The organism is Arthrobacter sp. NPDC092385 (genome assembly GCF_044755105.1).
Classification (GTDB): Bacteria; Actinomycetota; Actinomycetes; order Actinomycetales; family Micrococcaceae; genus Arthrobacter_D.
The window spans coordinates 97,558-119,832 of sequence record NZ_JBIVQL010000009.1; the positions used below are offsets into that span (position 1 = coordinate 97,558).

A 22,275-nucleotide genomic window follows, 5' to 3' on the forward strand; every position below is an offset into this window, starting at 1 on the left:
CCCCTCGCGTGTGCCGTGCCTTGCTTCAAGCCTACAGACTCCCGCCCAGCACGCCGGAGTAGCCTTTGTCGCATGAGGAATCCGAGAAAGGGCGAGCGCGTGGAGCCGGGCCCCGGCCAGGAGTCGGTGTGGGACTACCCGAGGCCGCCGCGCGTCGAGAGCACCCCGGCGACGATCGAGGTGCGCTTCGGCGGGCAGCTCGTCGCGAGCACGAACCGGGCGGTCCGCGTGCTCGAGACGAGCCACCCACCGGTCTACTACCTGCCCATCCCGGACTTCACCCCCGGGGTCCTGCGCCCGGTCGAGGGCACCACGCACTGCGAGTTCAAGGGCGCCGCGAGCTACTTCGACGTCGTCGCCGGCTCCGCGCTCAGTCCTCGTGGCGCCTGGACCTACCCCACTCCGGTGGCCGGGTACGAGGACCTGGCCGGCCGCGTCGCGATCTATCCCTCGCGGATGGACGAGTGCACCGTCGACGGCGAGCGGGTCCGGTCCCAGGAGGGCGACTTCTACGGCGGCTGGATCACCGCCGCGATCGTCGGCCCGTTCAAGGGCGGCGCAGGAACCTGGGGCTGGTAGCGGCAACCTCCCGCGCGGGGACCGGATCCGGGCGCCGGACGGGCCTCAGGCCCCGATGAGGTCGTTGACCACGATGGTCTGGTCGCGGTCCGGACCCACGCCGATGGCGGAGAACCGGGTGCCGGACATCTTCTCGAGCGCCCGGACGTAGGTCTGCGCGTTGTCCGGGAGGTCCTCGATGGTCCGGGCACCCGTGATGTCCTCGGTCCAGCCGTCGAAGTACTCGAAGATCGGCTTGGCGTGGTGGAACTCGGTCTGGGTCATGGGCATCTCGTCGTGCCGCACGCCGTCGACGTCGTACGCCACGCACACGGGGATGCTCTCGATACCCGTGAGGACGTCGAGCTTGGTGACGAAGTAGTCGGTGAAGCCGTTGACGCGCGAGGCGTGGCGCGCCAGGACGGCGTCGTACCAGCCGCACCGGCGCGGGCGGCCGGTGTTGACACCGAACTCACCGCCGGTCTTCTGCAGGTAGAGGCCCATCTCGTCGAAGAGCTCCGTGGGGAACGGCCCGGCGCCGACGCGCGTGGTGTAGGCCTTGATGATGCCGATCGAGCGGGAGATGCGCGTGGGCCCGATGCCCGAGCCCACGGAGGCGCCGCCCGCCGTCGGGTTCGACGACGTCACGAACGGGTACGTGCCGTGGTCGACGTCGAGGAAGGTCGCCTGGCCGCCCTCCATGAGGACCACCTTGCCGGCGTCGAGCGCCTCGTTGAGCACGAACGTGGAGTCGATGACGAGGGGCCGCAGCCGTTCGGCGAAGGAGAGGAAGTACGAGACGACCTCCTCGACCTCGACGTTGCGCCGGTTGTAGACCTTGACCAGCAGTTCGTTCTTCTGCTTGAGGGAGCCCTCCACCTTCTGGCGCAGGATCGACTCGTCGAAGACGTCCTGGACGCGCAGGCCGAGGCGAGCCACCTTGTCCATGTAGGCCGGGCCGATACCGCGGCCCGTGGTGCCGATGGCGCGCTTGCCGAGGAAGCGCTCGGTGACCTTGTCCAGGACCTGGTGATAGGGAGCCACGAGGTGGGCGTTGGCGGAGACACGCAGCTTCGAGGTGTCGGCGCCGCGGGCCTCGAGCCCGTCGATCTCCTCGAAGAGCGCCTCGAGGTTGATCACGCAGCCGTTGCCGATGATCGGGACAGCGTTGGGGCTGAGGATGCCGGCCGGAAGGAGCTTCAGCTCGTACTTCTCACCGCCGACGACGACGGTGTGCCCGGCGTTGTTGCCACCGTTGGGCTTCACGACGAAGTCGACCCGGCCGCCCAGCAGGTCAGTGGCCTTGCCCTTACCCTCGTCGCCCCACTGGGCTCCGACAATGACGATTGCTGGCATGGGATCCTCCCCCATTCGGTACGGGTTCCCCCCCGCGCAACCGCGGAAAGTGCGCCGTGCATCAGAACGCCCCAACCGGCCGAACGCTGCGCGCGACCACTGGGGCTCTTACCGTCCGAGTTTAGCGGAGCCGCTCCGGGGGCGTCGAAAAAGGCCCGGAGTGACGGTTCCGCCCGGCCGAGCCGGGGAGCCCTCCCTGCCGCCGTGGACAATGGGGGCATGGACCGCTTCGAAGGACATATCGCCGGGATCGGCACCGCGTCGGGTACCCGGCTCGTGATCGGCCGGTGGGACACCTCGCCCTTCGGCGCGTTCACCGACGTCATGATCGAGGACGCGGCAGGCCGGCGGACGCTGCTCGCGCCCGGCCAGGAGATCGCGGAGTACGTCGGCGCGACGTACACGTTCGACGACGTCGTCCTCACGCCCGTCAGCTGCACGCTGACGGTGGATCGGCTCGTGGTGGAGGCCGACGACCTGCGGGTCCGGGCGGGGATCGGAGGCGTGACCCCGCTCGGGCGCCTGCTCGGTCTCGTGCCGCCGCGCCTGGCCACGCACCCCCGATGGCTCGCGCTCATCAACCCGGTGGCACGCCTGCTGGTGAAGGGCGTGGCGACCGCCGGATCCGCAGGACACGGCCGCACCGAGTACTACGGCGCCACGTCCGCCCGGGCCATCACCGGCGCGACGGCGGTCTGGCACGGCGCCGACCTCGGAGCCCTCGCCCCCGTGAGCCCGCCCGTCCGGTTCGGTTTCAGCTCCGCACCACCGCGCCCGCAGCTGGTCTCGGTCACCACGAGCATCCGGCGCCCCGAGCGGTAGAGTGCCCGGTCGAGGACGGCCGCCCGCTACCGCAGGGCACCTGCGCGCCCCGGCACACGACGACGGGCCACAGCGTAGTGCGGCCAGTACCGGATGCGCCCCGGCAGGAGCGGCGCGGCACGGCGCGCCAGCCTCCGGATCACCGCGAAGGTGACCCGTTCGCGACGCCGCCAGGGAAGCCCGTAGGCCTCGCGCAGCACCGGCGGGAGGATGCCCGCGGCGAGCAGGGACGGCAGCGGCCGGAGCGGGCGCGCGACGATCGGCGGGTCCGGGGCGAGGATCTGCCGGGCGATCAGCCGCCCCGCTCCTCCGACGTCGAGCGTCCCGCGCACCTGCTGGTCCACGTAGTGCGAGAGCCCCGCGTAATCGGCGGGAAGGAGTGCAGGCGGGACGCCGAAGAGATGTGCCATCCGGGTCATGTCCCGGTAGTACTCGTCCCGCTCCGCGGTGCAGACAGGCCGGAGGAAGGCGTCGGTCACCTCGAGGGCGGCCCAGACGAGGGTCGAGAACACCCACAGGGCCAGGTCCGGATCGGTGGCGCTGTAGGGCGTCCCGGCCGGCATCGAGGCACTGGCGCCAGGAAGGGTGCCCCGTACGGGGCGGTGCCTGCGCGCCACGTACCCGGCGGCGGCACGCACCTGCGCCTGGTCCCCGAAGGAGACCGTCAGGACGGCGTCGAGCGTTCCCCGCAGTCGCTGCAGGGGATCATGGGCGAAGTCGCTGTGGGCCCTCACGCCCTCGGCCACGAGCGGATGGGCCACCTGCAGCAGGAGTGCCGCAGGCCCTCCCGCCAGGATGGCCCGTTCGCGGCCGATCCGCCAGGCCGCGGAATCCGGCCCGAAGATCCCGGGATCCCCCGGAGCGCCCGGCCCGGGAGCCGGGGGGAAGAACTTCCCGAGGTTCCTCATACGCCGCCCTCGGCCCGCGCTTCCGCCACCCCGTCCTCCAGCCCCTCGTCGTCGACCCACTCCAGCAGGTCGCCCGGCTGGCAGCCGAGCACCCGGCACATCGCCTCGAGCGTGCTGAAGCGGACCGCCTTCGCGCGTCCGTTCTTGAGCACCGCCACATTCGCGGGCGTCAGGCCGATCCGCTCCGCGAAGTCCCCGACGCTCATCTTGCGCTTCGCGAGTTCGACGTCGATACGCACGATGATCGGCATCAGATCACCTCGTCGAGTTCGGTGCGCAGCAGGCGCGCCTCGGCGTCGCGGTCGACGGCCTGCCGGAGCAGTGCGCGCAGCACGAGCACGATCAGCGCCACCGCCGCGATCATCACGGCCACTCCTCCGAGGAGCAGCACGACGCCGGGCGCCACGGCCTCCCCCGGCGCCAGGGCGATCCCGAGGCTCACGGTGAGCAGGCTCGCGGCCGCGAAGGCGCCGATCACGATGTTGACCAGCCGGAAGGCGCCCGCGGAGAACACCGTCCTGCGCCGGGCCATGGTCAACAGCCCCCAGACGCACACCGCGGCCACCTGGAGGGCGAGGATACCGAGCACGGTCAGCACGACGAGCGGCGTCCTGATCAGGGCGACGTCGGGATCCGCGCGGTCGAGGTCGATGCCCAGGAGCGAGAGCATCACCACCTGGATGAACACGGCGCCCGCGAACATCATGCACAGCACGACCCTCAGCGCGAGGACGGTTATTCTTCCCATGACAGCTCCTTCTACTGATATCCAGTACAAAGCTATCGCTAATCGATACCAAGCGCCAGGGTATCGATGGAAGCCGTGACTAGCGCGGAACCTGTGCGGGCCGTGCTGGCATCAGATCGAGTAGTCGGACCCGGGGTTCGTCGCGTCGAGGTACTCCCGGACCGCCCCCTGGGGGACGCGGTAGGACCGCCCGAACCTGATGCTGTTGATACTTCCCGACTGCACCAGCCGGTAGACCGTCATCTTCGAGACCCGCATCATCGCGGCCACCTCGGCAACCGTGTACAACTGACCCGTACTCACGCTTGTGGACATTTCGAGCACCGCTTCCGTTCGCCTCACCACGATTCGTGGAGCTTTTAACTCTGGCCGCGTTCGTAACAACTGCACAAGGAAGTGGACTACTTGTTTATCAACTGTCACAACAAGTACCGCCGGCACCATTCCGGCGCGGGGCGGGGGGCCGAAGGCGTCCCCGAACAGGAATGACGGGCCCGCCGAGGCGGACCCGTCATTCCTGCTGGTCGGCGTCCTGCGATGCAGGACGTCCGTCAGCCTGCGAGCTGTGCGCTGGCCTCCGGATCCGACTCCCGGAGGAAGACCGCGATGCGCTCGGCCTCCTCGATCTCGCCGATGGATGCGGCTGCCCTGCCCAGCGCGTAGAGCGAGCGCAGGAAGCCGCGGTTCGGCTCGTGCGAATACGGGATGGGGCCGGTGCCGCGCCAGCCGCTGCGGCGCAGCGCGTCCAAGCCGCGGTGGTAGCCCGTGCGCGCATAGGCGTAGGACTCGATCGTGCGGCCCTCGGCGTATGCCTCGTCCGCGAGGATGGCCCAGACGAGCGACGACGTGGGGTGCTTCGCCGCCAGGTCCACGGCTTCGTCGCCCGCCGCGAGGCGTCCGACGACGTCGGGCTCCTCCGGCAGCAGTGTGGGCTCCGGGCCCAGCAAATTCTTCCGGAACTCGTCGGACACTAGAGCTTCTTCCCGGCGGATCCGAGGGACGCTGCGGCCTCGACGACGCGGGCGGAGAGGCCTGCCTCGGCGGAGGCGCCCCAGACCCGGGGATCGTAGGTCTTCTTGTTGCCGACCTCGCCGTCGACCTTCAGGACGCCGTCGTAGTTGCGGAACATGTGGTCGACGACCGGGCGCGTGAAGGCGTACTGGGTGTCGGTGTCGATGTTCATCTTGATGACGCCGTAGGAGACGGCGTCGGCGATCTCCTGGTCGGAGGAACCGGACCCGCCGTGGAACACGAGGTCGAACGGCTTGTCCTTGCCGATCTTCTGGCCCACCTGGTCCTGGATCTCCTTGAGGATCTCGGGGCGCAGCTTGACGCCGCCGGGCTTGTAGACGCCGTGCACGTTGCCGAAGGTCAGCGCCGTGATGTAACGGCCGTGCTCGCCGGCACCGAGCGCGTCGATGGTCGCCAGGGCGTCCTCGACCGTGGTGTAGAGCTTGTCGTTGATGGCGTTCTCGACGCCGTCCTCCTCGCCGCCGACGGTGCCGATCTCGACCTCGAGGATGATCTTCGCCGCAGCGGCGCGGGGCAGGATCTCGCGGGCGATCCGGAGGTTCTCCTCGAGGGTCTCGGCCGAGCCGTCCCACATGTGCGAGTTGAAGATGGGGTCGCGGCCGTTCTTCACGGCCTCCTCCGACGCCGCGAGCAGGGGCAGCACGAAGTCGTCGAGCTTGTCCTTGGGGCAGTGGTCGGTGTGCAGCGCGATGTTGACGTCGTACTTCTTCGCCACCTCCTTGGCGAAAGCCGCGAAACCGAGCGAACCGGCAACCATGTCCTTGACGCTGGCGCCGGACCAGTAGGCGGCGCCGCCCGTGGAGACCTGCACGATGCCGTCCGATCCCGCCTCGGCAAACCCTCGCATCGCTGCGTTGAGGGTCTGGGAGGAGGTCACGTTCACAGCCGGGAATGCGAAGCCGCCCGCCTTCGCGCGGTCGATCATCTCGGCGTAAACATCAGGGGTTGCAATAGGCATACTGAGGACTCCTTAGTGGTGGGAAGTGCTGTGCTTCATCCTAGCGATCGCACCTGCCGGACGCAGGGGATGTCGACTGCGTCAGGCGTGCTGCCCGAACACGTGCCGCCGCACCCAGCCGTGCATGGCGATCGCCGCAGCCGCGGAGGCGTTGATCGAGCGCGTGGAGCCGAACTGCGCGATGGAGAGCGTGGCCTCCGCGGCCTCGTGGACCTCGGCGGTGAGGCCGGGCCCCTCCTGGCCGAACACGAGCACGCATCGCTCGGGGAGGTCGTACGTCTCGAGCGGCACGGAGTCGGGGAAGTTGTCGATCCCGATCACGGCCAGCCCTTCGGCTGCTGCCCACGCGGTGAAGTCCGCCACGGTGGGGTGGTGGCGGACGTGCTGGTAGCGGTCGGTGACCATGGCACCGCGACGGTTCCAGCGCCGTCGCCCGATGATGTGGACCTCCTTGGCGAGGAACGCGTTCGCCGTGCGGACCACCGAGCCGATGTTGAGGTCGTGCTGCCAGTTCTCGATCGCCACGTGGAAACCATGGCGGCGCTCGTCGAGATCCGCCACGATCGCCTCGTGCGTCCAGTAGCGGTACGCGTCGACGACGTTCCGGGTGTCGCCGGCCGTCAGCAGCTCGCGGTCCCAGTGGTCGCCGTCGGGCCATTCGCCCTCCCACGGGCCGACCCCGACGGCAGGGCTCCCGACCGTCCCGTCCGCGGCGTCGGCAGTGTCAGTGGGCTCCGGCAGGGGTTCTTTCACCGTCCAAGCGTAGACGGCGCCAAAGGTGGAAGACTGGCACCGGCAGGTCCCGCACGTCACCGCTGGAAGGATTCCCATGCGCGAGAACGAACACATCGAGTGCTGGCTCACCGACATGGACGGTGTGCTGGTGCACGAGAACCAGGCCATCCCCGGAGCGGCCGAGCTGATCGAGAGGTGGGTGGCCACCTCCAGGCGGTTCCTCGTCCTGACGAACAACTCCATCTACACACCGCGTGACCTCGCGGCACGCCTGAAGGCATCCGGGCTGGAGATCCCCGAGGAGAACCTCTGGACGTCGGCCCTGGCCACGGCGCAGTTCCTGCGGGACCAGCTCCCCGGAGGGCGGGCCTACGTGATCGGCGAGGCCGGCCTGACGACGGCGCTGCACGAGGCCGGCTTCGTCCTCACCGACACGAATCCCGACTACGTGGTGCTCGGCGAGACCCGCACGTACTCCTTCGAGGCGATCACCAAGGCCGTCCGCCTGATCCTCGACGGCGCCCGCTTCATCGCCACCAACCCCGATGTCACAGGGCCCTCGAAGGAGGGTCCGCTGCCCGCGACGGGCGCCATCGCCGCCATGATCACGGCCGCGACCAGCCGCGACCCCTACATCGTGGGCAAGCCGAACCCCATGATGTTCCGCTCGGCCATGAACCAGATCGACGCGCACTCCGAGACCACCGCGATGATCGGCGACCGCATGGACACCGACATCATCGCGGGCATGGAAGCGGGCCTGCACACCGTCCTGGTGTTGAGCGGCATCACGCAGCCGGAGGACATCGACGCCTACCCGTTCCGTCCTGCCCAGATCTGCGATTCCGTGGCGGACCTGATCGACCAGGTCTAGGTGTAGCGCTTCCAGCCGCCTCCGCGCGCCACCGGGACGTACTCCCGCTGCACCGTGGTGAGGATGCCCTGGTAGATCCCCGGGTTCCACTGCGGGCTGGCGTGTGCGGGCAGCGCGCCCTCCGTCACATAGTCCACCGAGACCACGTTGTCGGGCAGTCCGAGTGCCCAGCCGGCGCGGGCCCTGGGGTAGTCGACGACGCCGTCACCCGGGTTCCCGGCGAAGACCACCTTCGTGTCGCCGAGGGAGAGCCGGAACCGCGTGAGGTCGAAGTGGTAGATGTACGAGGATTCCGACTGGATGAGTTCGCTGCTCGGCGCCAGGGGTGAGAGCTGCTCGAGCGTCTGGTCCACGATCTGGCTCCACGTGCGCTCGTTCTTGTGCACGATCCGCTCACCGAGTTCGTACGTGCCCCGCACGCTGATCGGGACGCGCACCCCGGCTTCGTAGAGCAGCACCACGCCGTCGAACATGCGCTGGTCCTGGACGTCGAAGCGGCTGGACGGGGAGGAGTCGAGCACCACGAGTTCCACCGGGATACCGCGGTCCCGCAGGCGGGCGGCCACCTCGATCGCCACCATGCCGCCGAAGCTGTGGCCGTAGAAGTAGAGCTTCTCGAGCCGGAAGTTGTCCACGTAGCGGTTCATCGCCGCGACGACGTTGTTGATGTCCAGCCCGCGGTTGGAGTACCCCATGACCGCCATCTGCGCACGCCGGGACAGGGCCGGGCGCAGCGAGTTGAGGATCCACAGGCCCTCCTCCCAGCTGGTCTTGTACCCCGGGAAGAGGACCCAGCGGTCGTTCGGGAACTGCGCCCGGGCGCGGTCGTCGTCGAGCGGGAGGAGGCGCGTCTGGTCCCGCTGGGACTGGATGACACGCGTGAACGAGAGGTCCGCAGCGATCACCGCCGCGGCGGCGGAGCCGATCAGGAAGGACCGGCGGGACGATTCGCGAAAATCGCGCGCCCGCTGGAGGTCCCGGGCGCCGTCGTGTTCCACGCGCTGCCCCGTACCGAGTCCCCCGCCGGCAGTATCCGTCAGGCGAGGCCCAGCTCGTCCTTGCCGAAGGCGAAGAGGTAGGGAACTCCGGCCTCGGACTCGATGCGCTCCTTGGACCCCGTGCTCCGGTCCACGATCACGGCGACGGCCTGCACGTCGCCACCGGCGCGGCGTACTCCCTCGACGGCGGTCAGCGCAGAACCGCCCGTGGTCGAGGTGTCCTCGAGCACGACCACGGGACGGCCGGACACATCGGGCCCCTCGACCTGGCGGCCCATGCCGTGCGTCTTCTGGGTCTTGCGCACCACGAACGCGTCGATCGGGCGCCCGGACTGCGCTGCCGCATGCATCACGGCGGTTCCAACGGGGTCTGCGCCCATGGTGAGCCCCCCGGCCGCTTCGAAGGCGATACCGGCGTCGTCGAGCAGCTGGAGCATGACGCGCCCCACGAGGACCGAGGCCTCGTGGTGCAGCGTGATGCGCCGGAGGTCGATGTAGTAGTCGGCCTCGACGCCGCTCGAGAGCGTGACGCGCTCGTGCACCACGGCGAGTTCCCTGATGAGCTCGAGGAGCCGGGAGCGGTCGGTGGTCATGGAGGGGGTCTCGGCGGTCATGCGGCCAGTCTATCGAGCGTGGTGGGCACCCCCGTCACCGCTCGATCAGGAGTGCTCGCGTCAGCCCGCGAGGCGAGCGCTGGCTGCGTCAATCGCCTCCGGCGAGAGGACATGGGCCACGGCCATGGCCGAGGCCCCTGCGACACCGGCTCGCTCGCCCGACAGGGAGGGCACGATTCGCAGGTGCTCGGTGGCCAGCGGCAATGACCGCGTGTACACGACCTCGCGAATGCCGGCGAGGAGGTGCTCGCCCGCCTGCGCCAGGCTTCCGCCGATGACGACGACGGACGGATTGATCAGGTTCACGCACATCGCGATCACATCGCCGATGTCCCGGCCGGCCTGACGCAGCACCTTGATGGCGGAGAGATCCCCCGAACGTACGAGGGCGATGACGTCGCTGCTGCCCTCGAGCATGGATCCCGTGAGGCGGTTGAGTGCCTCGGCGAGAGCCGGGCCACCCGCCAGGGCCTCGAGGCACCCCGTGTTGCCGCAGCGGCACGTCGCGTCACCGCCCCGGGGAACCCGGACGTGACCGAGGTCGCCGGCAGTCCCCTGCGCCCCCCGCTGCAGGACGCCTCCGGAGATCAGACCGGCGCCGATGCCCGTGGCGACCTTCACGAACATGAGGTCGTCCACGTCCGGCCAGCTCACTGTGCGCTCGCCGAGTGCCATGATGTTGACATCGTTGTCCACGAGGACTGGAACGTCGATGTGCCGCTGGACGAGTGCCGGTACGTCCACGCGGTCCCAGCCGGGCATGATCGGCGGATTGATCGGACGTCCGGTCTCGTGCTCGACGGGACCGGGCAGGCCGATGCCGATGGCCGCCAGGTCTTCCGGCCGGCGGCCGGCGGCTGCGAGCAGCCGGCGCACGGCTCCGGCGAGCCAGGTGACGACGGCGTCGGGTCCGGCAGCGATGGAAAGGTCCTCACGCTCTACGGCGAGCTCCGTGCCGCTGAGGTCCGTGAGGGTGACCAGCGCATGGGTTGCCCCGAAATCCGCTCCGGCCACCACGCGCGCCGCCGGATTCAGCGCGAAGAGCGACGGGCGGCGGCCACCCGTCGACGCCGCACCGCCGTAGGGTGCCACGAGGCCGAGGGCCATGAGCGTATCGATGCGGGCAGCAACGGTGGACCGGGCGAGGCCGGACACCTCGGCGAGCTCCGCCCGGGTGCGGGGGCGTCCGTCCCGGAGCAACTGGAAGATATCGCTGACGCCGGGACCCGCGGCAAGGCCCTGACGCGGGGAGACCACATCGGAGCCCGACGTCGCATGAACGTTCAACATTCGATCAGTAAAACACGTCTTGTGCCATGGATTCTCCTGCTTCCGCTTGTTGACTGCAGAGCTTCTTCTCATCAGGTCATCAGAACTAGCCGAAAACATGGACACTTTTGATTGACGATCGGCAGAAGTGGCTTTAGGTTGAGTGAACCAGCTCACACTGGGCCTCTTCGGCAGGCTTCCTGCATCGCTCGCACCGCATGTTCCGAGGGCCCGGACCGGCTTGCTCGCAGTTACTCAAAGGAGAGATGAACCGTGAAAATACCCGTCAAGGCCCTGTCCACCGTCGCCGTACTGGGGCTGGGGATGACCACCCTCGCTGCCTGCGGCTCAGGATCCGGGGAAGCGACATCCGGTGACACGCTCACGTACTGGGCGTCAAACCAGGGCACGACCGTCGAAGACGACCGCAAGGTCCTCGAGGAATCACTCGCGCGCTTCACGGAGGAGACCGGCATCGAGGTGGAACTCGAGGTCATCCCCTGGACCGATCTCTACAACCGCATCCTCACCGCCGTCAGCAGCGGTGAGGGCCCGGATGTCCTGAATATCGGCAACACCTGGGCCACCACCCTTCAGGAAACCGGGGCCTTCCTGCCCTTCGAGGGCGAGGCGCTCGAGGCTGTGGGCGGCCAGGACCGCTTCATCCAGAGCAGCTGGTCGACTGGCGGCGCCGAAGGCGAACCACCCACTTCCATCCCGCTGTACGGCCTCAGCTACTCGCTCTACTACAACACCGAGATGTTCGCGGCCGCCGGCATCGAGGCTCCCCCCGAGACCTGGGACGAATTCGTGGAGGACGCGAAGAAGCTCACCCTCGACACCGATGGCGACGGCGAGATCGACCAGTGGGGTGTCTCCCTCGCGGGCAGTTCGATCTCCAACAACGCACACCAGGCGTTCGTCCGCGGGCTCCAGGCGGGCGGATCGCTCTTCGACGAGAGCGGCAAACCCACGTTCGCGAGCGACGAGCAGGTGGCCGGCGTCAAGCAGTGGATCGACCTCATGGCGACCGACAAGGTGGTCTCGCCGTCGAACGCCGAGTTCACCGGTGGCAGCCAGATGGTCGAGGACTTCGCAGCCGGCAACGCCGCCATGTTCTTCGACCAGGCCCCGGCCAAGACGCTGAACGCCCGTGGCTTCGAGAACTTCGCCGCCGCTCCCGTCCCGCTCACCAACCCGGACGCCACCGGCGACGAAGCGACGATGAGCCACGTCGCCGGCATCAACCTGAGCGTGTTCAACGAGACGGACAACGAGGAGGGCGCTCTCCAGCTCGCGGCACACCTCACGAGCGACGAGGAGCAGGTCTACCTGAACAAGGCGTTCACGGCCCTGCCCGTCCTGACGGCCGCCTACGAGGACGAGGCGTTCCAGTCCGAGGAGATCACCCTGAAGCAGGGCATCCTCGAGAACAACGCCAAGCCGATGCCGCTGATCAGCCAGGAGGGCCAGATGGAGACCCTTGTCGGCACGGCCATGAAGAACCTCTTCGCCCAGGCGGCTACGGGGACCGTGACGGAAGCCGACATCCGCAAGGCGCTCGAAGACGCCAACAGCCAGATGGCAGCCGCCCAGTAACACCCCCTCAGGCAGGTGCCCGGTCCGTCCGGGCACCTGCCCCTGACCCCGCGCAGTCCGAGGAGCACCCATGTCACAACTGGTCGAGAAGCCACCCGCAGCAGGCAGCGAGCCCGGGGCACCGCAGAAACCCGCACCCGCGGCCCGGCGAAAGCGGAAGTCCCCCTTCGCCTACATCCTGATCGCTCCAGCCGTCGTCATGGAGCTCCTGATCCACATCGTCCCGATGATCCTGGGCGTGTACATCGCCTTCCTCGGGCTCAGTCAGCTCAACATCCGCAACTGGCTGCAGGCGCCGTTCGTCGGCCTCGACAACTTCGTCGCCGGGCTGGATCCCAACGGTCCGATCGGCGGGGAGTTCCTCGCAAGCTTCGGGCGCACCCTCGTGTTCACCGTCGTCGTGCTCGCCATCGTGTGGGTGCTCGGCATGATGGCCGCCGTGCTGCTGCACGGGTCCTTCCGCGGCAACGGCTTCCTCCGCACGTTCTTCCTCATCCCCTACGCCCTGCCCAGCTACGTGGCCACGATCGCGTGGGCGTTCATGTTCAGCCAGCGCGACGGCGCGATCAACAAGATCCTCGTCGACGACCTCGGGCTCCTTGACGAGCGGCCGTTCTGGCTGCTGGGCGGGAACGCGTTCTGGGTCACCGTGATCGTGACCGCGTGGCAGATGTGGCCCTTCGCGTTCCTGATGCTCCTCGCCGCGCTGCAGAACATCCCGAAGGACGTCTACGAGGCGGCCGCGATCGACGGCGCCTCCCTGTGGAAGCAGTTCACCCTGATCACGCTTCCGATGATCCGGCCGGCCAACGGCGTCCTGCTGCTCGTGATGAGCCTGTGGATCTTCAACCAGTTCAACGTGCCGTTCGTCCTCTTCGGCGCGGCGCCACCGGAATCCGCGCGCCTCATCTCACCGCTGATCTACCAGCACTCGTTCTCGAACTGGAACTTCGGCCTCGGCGGGGCGATGAGCACCCTGCTGCTCGTCCTGCTCTTCATCGCTTCCATCGTGTACGTGCGCATGGTCCTCCCGAAGGGAAAAGACATTGATTGAGACCCCAGGTTTCCGCTGGTTCCGGCGTATCGGGCTGACCTTCCTCTTCATCCTCGTCGCCCTGCCCCTGTACGTGGTGGTGGTCACGAGCTTCAAGCCGCTCTCGGACGTCCGTGGGCTGTTCACCTGGTTGCCCTCGACCGTCACGGTGGAGCCCTACATCGAGATCTGGCGGACGGTGCCCCTGGCGCACTACTTCAAGAACAGCCTGATCGTCACGTCGCTCGCCACCTTCTTCTCGGTCGTCATCGCGATCATGGCCGCCTACGCCGTGGCGCGCCTGAACTTCCGCGGGCAGCGCTCGTTCAGCCTGGTGATCCTCTCCACGCAGATGTTCCCCGGCATCCTGTTCCTGCTGCCCCTGTTCCTGATCTTCACGCAGATCCAGCGGACCGTGGGCCTGCAGCTCAACGGCTCCTACACGGGACTCGTCATCACCTACCTGACCTTCACCCTGCCGTTCGCCATCTGGATGCTGGCGGGCTACTTCGCCTCCATCCCGCGGGAGCTCGAGGAAGCGGCGATGATCGACGGCACCAGCCGTGCCGGTGCCTTCATCCGTGTCGTCATCCCCGTCGCCAAGCCCGGCATCATCGCCGTCGCCGTCTACTCGTTCATCACGGCATGGGGTGAGGTGCTCTTCGCCTCCGTGCTCACGAACAACGACACCCGGACCCTCGCCATCGGCCTGCAGGCCTACGCCAACCAGACGGACGTCTACTGGAACCAGCTGATGGCGGCATCCGTCGTCGTTTCCCTTCCCGTGCTCATCGGCTTCATGCTGGTGCAACGGCACCTTGTTGCGGGACTGTCCGCCGGCTCGGTCAAGTAGCCGGCGTACGGGCCCGCCTATCGCAACCATTCACCCCTGGAGAACACCATGACATCCCCACTTTCCGGTCAGTTACCGGACGGTCGCGCCGACCGGCCCCTGGGCGTCGCCATGATCGGCTACGCCTTCATGGGCAAGGCTCACTCGGCAGCTTGGCGCGCGGTCGGCAGCCACTTCGATGTTCCGGCCACCACACGGCGCGTGATCGTGGGCCGCGACGCCGAGCGCACTGCGGAGGCTGCGACGCGCTACGGATGGGAGGAATCGGCCACCGACTGGCGGGAGGCGATCCACCGCGACGACGTCGACATCGTGGACATCTGCACTCCGGGCTACCTGCACGCCGAGATCGCCATCGAGGCACTGAAGGCGGGCAAGCACGTGCTCGTCGAGAAGCCGCTCGCGAACACCATCGCCGAGAGCACCGACATGGTCACCGCAGCCCTGGCGGCCCGGGAACGCGGGGTCCAGTCGATGGTGGGGTTCAATTACCGCCGGGTGCCCGCCCTCACCCATGCAAGGGACCTCATCGCCGACGGACGGCTCGGCTCCATCCGCCAGCTGCGTGTCGCCTACCTGCAGGATTGGCTCGTGGATGCCGCGTCACCGATGACATGGCGCCTGCGCAAGGAGTCCGCCGGATCCGGCGCCCTCGGGGACATCGCCTCCCATGCCCTGGACCAGGTGCAGTTCCTCACGGGTGAGGACATCAGGGAGGTGTCGGGCCGCTTGCGCACCTTCGTCACGGAGCGAGCCGGTCCTGACGGTCCTGAGCCCGTGACGGTGGACGACGCCGCCTGGATCACGGCCGAACTGTCGGGTGGTGCAGTGGCCACGGTCGAGGTCTCACGCCTGGCCACCGGAGTGAAGAACGGGCTGCGCATCGAGGTCTTCGGCGAGCGCGGCGCTCTCCGTTTCGACCTCGAGAACCTCAACGAACTGTGGTTCATGGAAGCCACGGGCCCGGCCACCGAACAGGGCTTTCGCCGCATCCTCGTCACCGAGCCAAAGCACCCCTACCTCGAGGCGTGGTGGCCACAGGGCCACATCATCGGCTGGGAACACACCTTCACCCACCAGCTGCGCGACTTCCTCACCTCCATCGGCACGGGCGAGGCTCCCCGGCCCTCCTTCGAGGACGGCCTGCAGATCCAGCGCGTCCTCGCCGCCGTCGAGGAGAGCGCGGCGGCCAAGAGTGCCGTCGTGCAGGTTCCCTCAGCCACCCACGACCAGCACTAGCCACACCTTCCAAGGAGCCTGAATGACCCGCAACTTCACCCTGTTCACCGGCCAGTGGGCCGATCTCCCCTTCGAGAAGGTCGCCGAGCTCGCCGGCCAGTGGGGCTACGACGGCCTGGAGATCACCGTTTCCGGCGACCACCTCGATGCGTGGCGGTGGGATGACGACGCCTACATCCAGGACCGGCTCGACATCCTCGAGCGCAACGGGCTCAAGGTCTGGGCCATCTCCAACCACCTGAAGGGCCAGGCCGTCTGCGACAACCCGATCGACTTCCGCCACCAGGCGATTGTCGGCCCGAAGGTCTGGGGCGACGGCGATCCCGAGGGCGTGCGCCAGCGTGCTGCGGAGGAGATGAAGCTGACCGCTCGCCTCGCCAGGAAGCTGGGCGTCGACACCGTCATCGGCTTCACCGGATCCTCCATCTGGCAGTACGTCGCCATGTTCCCGCCCGTGCCGTCAGCAGTGATCGACGCCGGTTACCAGGACTTCGCGGACCGCTGGAACCCGATCCTCGACGTCTTCGACGAATGCGGGGTCCGCTTCGCCCATGAGGTCCACCCCTCCGAGATCGCCTACGACTACTGGTCCACGCAGCGCACCCTCGAGGCCATCGGCCACCGCCCCGCCTTCGGGCTCAACTGGGATCCGAGCCACTTTATGTGGCAGCAGATCGACCCGGTGGCCTTCATCTCCGACTTCAAGGACCGGATCTACCACGTGGACTGCAAGGACACGAAGATGCGCATGGGCGGAGGCCGCAACGGCATCCTCTCCTCGCACCTGGCGTGGGGCGACCCCCGACGCGGCTGGGATTTCGTCTCGACCGGCCGCGGCGACGTGCCCTGGGAGGACAGCTTCCGCGCCCTGACGGCGATCGGCTACACCGGTCCCATCTCCGTGGAATGGGAGGACGCCGGCATGGACCGGCTGCAGGGGGCACCGGAGGCCCTGGCTTTCCTGAAGAAGTTCGACTTCGCGCCGTCGGACACCTCGTTCGACGCTGCGTTCAGCCAGTAGCTCGGGGGTGGGCGGACCGGACCGGCTGTGTGGTCCCGGTCCGCCGGCCGCCGGCCGGCCGATTTCGTAACCTTGTAGAAATGCAACGGGGGTAGCCTAGGGGCATGCGTGAACTCCAGGCACAGATCATCGAGGAAATGGGCGTCAAGCCGAGCATCGACCCGGCCGCGGAGGTCCGCCGGAGGGTCGGTTTCCTGAAGGACTATGTGAGGTCCACGGGCACCCGCGGCTTCGTGCTGGGTATCAGCGGCGGGCTCGATTCCACGCTGGCGGGCAAGCTCGCCCAGCTCGCGTGCGACGAGCTCCGGTCCGAGGGCGTCGACGCCGATTTCATCGCCGTGCGCCTGCCCTACAACGTCCAGAAGGACGAGGAGGACGCCCAGGCGGCCCTCGCCTTCATCCAGCCGCGGACGTCCAGGGTGTTCAACGTGGCTCCTGCCGTGGACGGCATCCAGCAGGAGTACGCGGCCACCACGGGCGAGCCCATCTCCGACTTCACCAAGGGCAACACGAAGGCGCGGGCCCGCATGGTGGCCCAGTACGCGATCGCAGGCCAGCACAACCTGCTCGTCGTCGGCACGGACCACGGCGCAGAGTCGGTGACGGGATTCTTCACGAAGTTCGGGGACGGCGGCGCGGACATCCTGCCGCTCTTCGGCCTGAACAAGCGCCAGAACCGCGCCCTGCTGAAGGAACTCGGAGCACCCGCTGCGCTCTACGACAAGATCCCGACGGCGGACCTGCTCGACGACCGCCCCGGCCAGGCCGACGAGCAGGAGCTGGGCATCACCTACGAGCAGATCGACGACTACCTCGAGGGCCGCGAGGTGGATCCGGACGCGGCGAAGTCGATCGAGCACCGCTACTGGATCACACGGCACAAGCGCACGGTGCCCGTGACGCTCTTCGATTCCTGGTGGCGGGAGTAAACACCGCCGTTGGTAACGTAGGGTCCGTGAAGATCGCCACCTGGAACGTCAACTCCCTCCGTGCCCGAGCCGACCGCGTCGAGGCCTGGCTGAACAGGTCCGACGTCGACGTCCTGGCCATCCAGGAGACCAAGTGCAAGGACGACAACTTCCCGTGGGAGCTGTTCGAGAACAGCGGTTTCGAGGTGGCGCACTTCGGTCTCAGCCAGTGGAACGGCGTCGCCATCGCCTCTCGCGTGGGGCTCGACGACGTCGAGCGCACCTTCCCCGACCAGCCGACGTTCGGCAAGCCCGGGACCGAGGCGGTGCAGGAGGCGCGGGCCATCGCTGCCACCTGCGGGGGCGTGCGCGTCTGGAGCCTGTACGTGCCGAACGGCCGCGCCCTCGACGATCCGCACATGCCCTACAAGATCGAGTGGCTCGAAACCCTGCGCGGTCACGCCGAGCAGTGGATCACCGAGGACCCCGAGGCGCAGATCGCGCTCATGGGTGACTGGAACATCGCTCCGCAGGACGAGGACGTCTGGGATATCGAGCTCTTCGTCAACGGCGGTTACACGCACGTGAGCCCTCCCGAGCGCGCCGCCTTCCAGTCCTTCCTCGACTCCGGCTTCGCCGACCTCGCGCGCCCCTTCACGCCCGGTCCCGGCCTCTACACCTACTGGGACTACAAGCAGCTGCGGTTCCCCAAGAAGGAGGGCATGCGGATCGACTTCGTCCTCGGCTCCCCCGCCCTGGCGGCGCGCGCGACCCACGCCTTCGTGGACCGCGAGGAACGCAAGGGCAAGGGCGCCTCGGACCACGCTCCCGTCATCGTGGAACTCAGCGGACCGTGAGCCGGATGGGCGGTGGCGCCCGGCCGTTCCCCTACGTCTCCTACCTCCGCGTCTACGAGCCCCTCGAGGCGTTCTCCGATGCGCAGCAGCTGGCGATCCTCGAGCAGCGGGCGCGTGAGCGGGAACTGACCGAGAGCATCGAGCACGAACAGTCGCTGCGACGCGTCCTGCGCTCGGTGTCCGATCCTTTCCCGCACCACGAACCCGACCTCGTCCGCGTCACACACTTCCCCAGCCTGAACGGCACGACGGCGCCCTACTACTGCCCCAACCAGCTCGCCGTCCGCACCACGCTGGCCGCGGAGTCCCTCGACCAGAGCCTGCGCGGACCCCTGATCGACGTCCTCGTGCCCGAGGTGGCCCGCGAGGCGCACCAGGCGCGGCTGGATCCGGACACGTTCGCCGACTCGGTCGCCAAGCTGTACACCCGGTCAGCCACGTGGGGCGTGCCGTTCGCCTGGTTCGCCCTGATCCACGAGGACGATCTCACCGAGGTGGTCGAGGACGACGGCCGGGTCACCACCGTCCGGATCACGGCGAGGATCGGCGACTGCATCGACCGCGGGCGGCGTTCGGTCGCCCAGCTCGCCATCGGGGCACCGGAGATGGACCTGCTCGACGAGCTCACCGAGATCGTCGAGTGGCTCGAGATCTTCCGCCGGGACGCCGTGGTCGAGGTCGACTACGGCCCGGTGGCGGACCGCGTCTTCCCGGACGACTCCCCGATGGACGTGCGCCTCGGCATCGAGAGCCTGGCCGAAGCCGACATGATGGGGGCGGCGGCGTCCTACCGGCGCCTCGCCTCCCGCTGGATCCCGATCCGCCAGCTCGCCCGGGCCTCCTGACGAGCCGGCCCCGCACTTCTCAGTCCCTGACGCGTCCCGTCGAAGCCCGTTCGACGAGCAGGTGGGGGCGCGACGGCGGATAGTCCGCCGGCTCGTTCCGCAGCAGCTCCCCGAGCAGGAGGTCCGCCGCAAAGGCGCCCTGGTCCTCGGGATCCTGGCGGATGGTCGTCAGGCCCATGGGCTCGGCGAACTCGTGGTCGTCGATCCCGATCACGGACAGGTCCCCCGGCACATCGATGCCGAGCTCCGCGGCGGCCCTGAGCACCCCGAACGCCATCTCGTCCGCGGAACAGAACACCGCCGTCGGCCGGTCCCCCGGATCGGCGAGCAGGGTGAGCGCGGAGACGCGGGACGTCGCGAACCGGAAGTCGCCGAAGGCCGACCAGTCCTCCCGTACCGGGAGTCCGTGGTCCTCCATCGTCTGCTTGAACGCCTGTTCCCGGAGCCGCGGCACCTCGAAATCGATGTCGAAGGACCCGCCGCCGCGCATGTGCGCGATTTTCGTGTGGCCGAGCCGGATGAGGTGCTCGACGGCGTCGCGGACGGCCTGGGAGTCGTCGATCCCGACATGGCGCACGCCCTCGACCGCCCCACCGACGACGATGTTGGGATATTCGAGTTGCTGCACCGCCTTCCGCTCCTCCTCGGTCAGGTGCATGCACATGACCAGCAGGGCATCGATGCGCTTGCGCAGGATGGAACGGTGGAAGACGCGGTCCCGGTTCACGCCCGCACCACCGAGGCTGAACACGATGAGGTCGTAGCCCGCCGCGCGCAGCTGGCGGTCGACGCCTTCGAGCACCGCGGAGAAGTACCACCGATCGATCACCGGGACGAGGACGCCCATCGCCATCGTGCGGCCGGACGCGAGCCCCGAGGCGGACGACGACGGGACGTAGCCGAGCTCCCTGGCGGTCGTGGTGACGCGCGCCCGCGTCTCCTCCGCGACGCCGGGGAGCCCGCGCAGTGCCCGGGACACCGTGGCCGTGGACACCCCGAGGGAAGCGGCGACGTCGTCGATGCTCGTCATCGGTCAGCCCTTCAGGCCGCCCGCCAGCAGCCCGCGGACGAAGTACCTCTGCAGCCCGAAGAACACGGCGAGGGGAACGATGATGGAGACGAAGGCACCTGCCGTCAGGCGCTGCCACTCGCCGCCCCTCGAACCCTGGATCTCGGCGAGGCGCTGGGTGATGGGTGCGACGTCGGCGCCGCCGCCCGAGAACACGAGGGCCACGAGGAGGTCGTTCCAGAGCCACAGGAACTGGAAGATGCCGAACGAGGCCAGGGCCGGGGTCGCCAGCGGGACGATGATCCGCCAGAAGATGGTGCTGTGGCCGGCTCCGTCCACGCGGGCCGCCTCGATGACCTCACCGGGGATCTCCGCGATGAAGTTGTGCAGGAGGAAGATGGCCAGCGGCAGCCCGAAGATGGTGTGTGCCACCCAGAGCTGGGCGTAGGTCCCACTCGGCAGGACCTGGAAGTCCCCGAACTTGAGCACCTGCGTGAAGAGCTGCAGGAGCGGGATCAGTGCCATCTGGAGGGGGACGATCTGCAGGGCGAAGACGAAGATGAAGAGGTTGTCCTTGCCCTTGAAGCGGCCCCACGCGAACATGTACGCGGCCATGGCCCCGAGCACCAGCGTGAAGATGGTGCCGGGTATGACGATCGCGAGGGAGTTCACGAAGTAGGACAGCAGGTTGGGAGACTGGCTCCCGCCCGGGCTCAGCACGTCGGCGTAGTTCTCGAGCGTGAACTGGCGGTCGGTGATGGCGTTCCACCAGCCGTTGCCCTTGATGTTGTCCTCAGGACGGAAGGACGAGATCAGGAGGCCGAACGTCGGGATGGTCCAGACGACGGCGATGATGACGGCGGCCGCCGTGGCGGTGCGGGACGTCAGCCTCTGCTTCACCCGCTTCTGCAGGGCGGGACGGGCCTCGGCGGCGTCGTCGTCGACGTCCGGAAGGAGGCTCTTGTTGTTCTCGAGGGGAACGGTGCTCATCGGATTTCCTTCTGCTTGCGGAGCAGCCGGGCGTTGTAGACGACCACGGGCAGCACCATCAGGAACAGGACCAGGGCCAGGGCGGCACCCCGTCCGGGCTCTCCTGCCCTGAAGGCCTGGGTGTACATCTCGTTGGCGACCACCGACGTCTCGTACTGGCCCGCGGTCATGGTCCGGACGATGTCGAAGACCTTGAGCGTGCCGATCGTGATGGTGGTGATCACCACGATCAGGGAGCCGCGGATCGTCGGGATGGTGACATTGCGGAACTGCTGCCAGGCACTCGCGCCGTCCAGCCTCGCGGCCTCGACGATCTCCGTGGGGATGCCCTTGATGGCAGCCGAGAGCACCACCATGGCGAAACCGGTCTGGATCCAGATCATGACGGCGATCAGGAAGAAGGTGTTCTCGGGCGCGTCGAGCAGGAACTGCTTGGGTTCCTGGCCCAGCCACACGAGGATCTGGTTGAGGAGCCCGATCTGGTCCTGCTCCGCGCCCTTGTAGGCGTAGACGAAGCGCCAGATCACGCCGGCACCGACGAAGGAGATGGCCATGGGCATGAACACGAGGGCCTTCAGCGCCTTCTCGCCGCGCGCGCGGTCGATGAACACCGCGTAGGCGAGGCCGATCGAGGATGCGAGCAACGGGACGAGGACGACCCAGATCAGGGTGTTCCTCAGGGTGACCAGTGCCTCCGGCTGCGTGAACATCCAGACGAAGTTGTCCAGCCCGATGAACTCGCCGTTGCGGTCCGTGAAGGAGAGGTACGAGGTCTGGAGTGCGGGGAAGACCAGCCCGACCGTCAGCAGGATGAGGGCCGGCGCCAGGAAACCGGCGACCTGGAGCTTCTCCCGCCCGGACTTCGGTGCCCGGTCCACCACCAGCATGATGAGGCCGATGATGGCGGCGAAGATGGCAAGCCCCACCACCACCTGTAAACCTTTTCCAGCAAAATCTTCCACAGCCCAGCCTCCTTGGTGTGCGTGATGAAAGTGATCTAGGGGAAGGGCGGCCCGAGGGGCCACGCCGCACCGCGCGGTGTGGCCCCT

The 22,275-nt window shown here is 68.1% G+C and carries 25 protein-coding genes; 11 read left to right on the forward strand and 14 right to left on the reverse strand.

Annotated elements, in window-relative coordinates; translation table 11 throughout:
• The first annotated feature begins 72 nt into the window (after positions 1-72).
• Complete coding sequence (locus ACIQCY_RS12845) at positions 73-579, forward strand: DUF427 domain-containing protein (protein ID WP_400484280.1); 507 nt, start codon at positions 73-75, stop codon at positions 577-579.
• Positions 580-624: 45 nt separating this feature from the next.
• On the opposite strand, the gene ACIQCY_RS12850 is transcribed toward ACIQCY_RS12845, so the two are convergent.
• Positions 625-1,914, reverse strand: coding sequence for an adenylosuccinate synthase (locus ACIQCY_RS12850; RefSeq protein WP_400484281.1), 1,290 nt, complete (start codon positions 1,912-1,914; stop codon positions 625-627).
• Between the two features lie 219 nt (positions 1,915-2,133).
• On the opposite strand from ACIQCY_RS12850, the gene ACIQCY_RS12855 reads away from it, so the two are divergent.
• The gene (locus ACIQCY_RS12855) at positions 2,134-2,736 is read left to right on the forward strand and encodes a hypothetical protein (protein WP_400484282.1); all 603 of its coding nucleotides are present in this window, start codon (positions 2,134-2,136) and stop codon (positions 2,734-2,736) included.
• 26 nt (positions 2,737-2,762) lie between these two features.
• Here the strand turns inward: ACIQCY_RS12855 and ACIQCY_RS12860 are convergent, their stop codons facing one another.
• The 7 genes from ACIQCY_RS12860 to ACIQCY_RS12890 all read right to left on the reverse strand — a co-directional run bounded on the left by ACIQCY_RS12860 (position 2,763) and on the right by ACIQCY_RS12890 (position 7,123).
• Complete coding sequence (locus ACIQCY_RS12860) at positions 2,763-3,644, reverse strand: oxygenase MpaB family protein (RefSeq protein ID WP_400484283.1); 882 nt, start codon at positions 3,642-3,644, stop codon at positions 2,763-2,765.
• Positions 3,641-3,895 (reverse strand): helix-turn-helix domain-containing protein, encoded by a 255-nt coding sequence (locus ACIQCY_RS12865; RefSeq protein ID WP_400484284.1) that lies wholly within the window; start codon positions 3,893-3,895, stop codon positions 3,641-3,643. Before ACIQCY_RS12865 ends, ACIQCY_RS12860 begins: the two co-directional genes overlap by 4 nt.
• Positions 3,895-4,392 (reverse strand): DUF2975 domain-containing protein, encoded by a 498-nt coding sequence (locus tag ACIQCY_RS12870; protein ID WP_400484285.1) that lies wholly within the window; start codon positions 4,390-4,392, stop codon positions 3,895-3,897. Before ACIQCY_RS12870 ends, ACIQCY_RS12865 begins: the two co-directional genes overlap by 1 nt.
• Positions 4,393-4,503: 111 nt before the next feature.
• Positions 4,504-4,707 (reverse strand): helix-turn-helix domain-containing protein, encoded by a 204-nt coding sequence (locus ACIQCY_RS12875; protein WP_400484286.1) that lies wholly within the window; start codon positions 4,705-4,707, stop codon positions 4,504-4,506.
• A gap of 236 nt (positions 4,708-4,943) precedes the next feature.
• The gene (locus ACIQCY_RS12880) at positions 4,944-5,363 is read right to left on the reverse strand and encodes a DUF3151 domain-containing protein (protein WP_400484287.1); all 420 of its coding nucleotides are present in this window, start codon (positions 5,361-5,363) and stop codon (positions 4,944-4,946) included.
• Positions 5,363-6,382 (reverse strand): class II fructose-bisphosphate aldolase, encoded by a 1,020-nt coding sequence (gene fbaA, locus ACIQCY_RS12885; protein WP_400484288.1) that lies wholly within the window; start codon positions 6,380-6,382, stop codon positions 5,363-5,365. The genes ACIQCY_RS12880 and fbaA overlap by 1 nt, the downstream gene beginning before the upstream one ends.
• Positions 6,383-6,463: 81 nt before the next feature.
• Positions 6,464-7,123, reverse strand: a complete 660-nt coding sequence (locus ACIQCY_RS12890) for a TrmH family RNA methyltransferase (RefSeq protein ID WP_400484376.1) — start codon at positions 7,121-7,123, stop codon at positions 6,464-6,466.
• Between the two features lie 88 nt (positions 7,124-7,211).
• Here ACIQCY_RS12890 and ACIQCY_RS12895 point away from each other — a divergent pair, with 88 nt between their 5' ends.
• Entirely contained in the window at positions 7,212-7,991 is a 780-nt protein-coding gene (locus ACIQCY_RS12895; protein ID WP_400484289.1) for an HAD-IIA family hydrolase, read from the forward strand.
• Here the strand turns inward: ACIQCY_RS12895 and ACIQCY_RS12900 are convergent.
• From ACIQCY_RS12900 to ACIQCY_RS12910, 3 genes are read right to left on the reverse strand one after another with little or no spacing between them, the layout of a single operon-like run.
• Positions 7,988-8,989 (reverse strand): thioesterase domain-containing protein, encoded by a 1,002-nt coding sequence (locus ACIQCY_RS12900; RefSeq protein ID WP_400484290.1) that lies wholly within the window; start codon positions 8,987-8,989, stop codon positions 7,988-7,990. The genes ACIQCY_RS12895 and ACIQCY_RS12900 overlap by 4 nt on opposite strands.
• A 38-nt stretch (positions 8,990-9,027) precedes the next feature.
• A complete protein-coding gene (gene pyrE / locus ACIQCY_RS12905; protein WP_400484291.1) occupies positions 9,028-9,603 on the reverse strand; it encodes an orotate phosphoribosyltransferase in 576 nt (191 codons plus the stop codon).
• 60 nt (positions 9,604-9,663) lie between these two features.
• Entirely contained in the window at positions 9,664-10,893 is a 1,230-nt protein-coding gene (locus ACIQCY_RS12910; protein WP_400484292.1) for an ROK family protein, read from the reverse strand.
• Positions 10,894-11,145: 252 nt separating this feature from the next.
• On the opposite strand from ACIQCY_RS12910, the gene ACIQCY_RS12915 reads away from it, so the two are divergent.
• From ACIQCY_RS12915 to ACIQCY_RS12950, 8 genes are all read left to right on the forward strand, one after another.
• Positions 11,146-12,471, forward strand: coding sequence for an extracellular solute-binding protein (locus ACIQCY_RS12915; RefSeq protein ID WP_400484293.1), 1,326 nt, complete (start codon positions 11,146-11,148; stop codon positions 12,469-12,471).
• Positions 12,472-12,541: 70 nt separating this feature from the next.
• Positions 12,542-13,525, forward strand: coding sequence for a carbohydrate ABC transporter permease (locus ACIQCY_RS12920; RefSeq protein WP_400484294.1), 984 nt, complete (start codon positions 12,542-12,544; stop codon positions 13,523-13,525).
• Complete coding sequence (locus ACIQCY_RS12925; RefSeq protein ID WP_400484295.1) at positions 13,518-14,357, forward strand: carbohydrate ABC transporter permease; 840 nt, start codon at positions 13,518-13,520, stop codon at positions 14,355-14,357. Before ACIQCY_RS12920 ends, ACIQCY_RS12925 begins: the two co-directional genes overlap by 8 nt.
• 48 nt (positions 14,358-14,405) lie before the next feature.
• Complete coding sequence (locus tag ACIQCY_RS12930; RefSeq protein ID WP_400484296.1) at positions 14,406-15,596, forward strand: Gfo/Idh/MocA family protein; 1,191 nt, start codon at positions 14,406-14,408, stop codon at positions 15,594-15,596.
• Between the two features lie 22 nt (positions 15,597-15,618).
• A complete protein-coding gene (locus ACIQCY_RS12935; protein WP_400484297.1) occupies positions 15,619-16,617 on the forward strand; it encodes a sugar phosphate isomerase/epimerase family protein in 999 nt (332 codons plus the stop codon).
• Positions 16,618-16,721: 104 nt separating this feature from the next.
• Positions 16,722-17,546 (forward strand): ammonia-dependent NAD(+) synthetase, encoded by an 825-nt coding sequence (nadE, locus tag ACIQCY_RS12940; RefSeq protein ID WP_400484298.1) that lies wholly within the window; start codon positions 16,722-16,724, stop codon positions 17,544-17,546.
• A 26-nt stretch (positions 17,547-17,572) separates the two neighbouring features.
• Positions 17,573-18,382 (forward strand): exodeoxyribonuclease III, encoded by an 810-nt coding sequence (locus tag ACIQCY_RS12945; RefSeq protein ID WP_400484299.1) that lies wholly within the window; start codon positions 17,573-17,575, stop codon positions 18,380-18,382.
• 5 nt (positions 18,383-18,387) lie between these two features.
• Entirely contained in the window at positions 18,388-19,227 is an 840-nt protein-coding gene (locus tag ACIQCY_RS12950; protein ID WP_400484377.1) for a hypothetical protein, read from the forward strand.
• A 19-nt stretch (positions 19,228-19,246) separates the two neighbouring features.
• On the opposite strand, the gene ACIQCY_RS12955 is transcribed toward ACIQCY_RS12950, so the two are convergent.
• The 3 genes from ACIQCY_RS12955 to ACIQCY_RS12965 are packed head-to-tail and all read right to left on the reverse strand — an operon-like array spanning position 19,247 to position 22,188.
• Entirely contained in the window at positions 19,247-20,257 is a 1,011-nt protein-coding gene (locus ACIQCY_RS12955; RefSeq protein ID WP_400484300.1) for a LacI family DNA-binding transcriptional regulator, read from the reverse strand.
• Between the two features lie 3 nt (positions 20,258-20,260).
• Entirely contained in the window at positions 20,261-21,226 is a 966-nt protein-coding gene (locus tag ACIQCY_RS12960; RefSeq protein WP_400484301.1) for a carbohydrate ABC transporter permease, read from the reverse strand.
• Complete coding sequence (locus ACIQCY_RS12965; RefSeq protein WP_400484302.1) at positions 21,223-22,188, reverse strand: carbohydrate ABC transporter permease; 966 nt, start codon at positions 22,186-22,188, stop codon at positions 21,223-21,225. The genes ACIQCY_RS12960 and ACIQCY_RS12965 overlap by 4 nt, the downstream gene beginning before the upstream one ends.
• Positions 22,189-22,275: the final 87 nt, after the last annotated feature.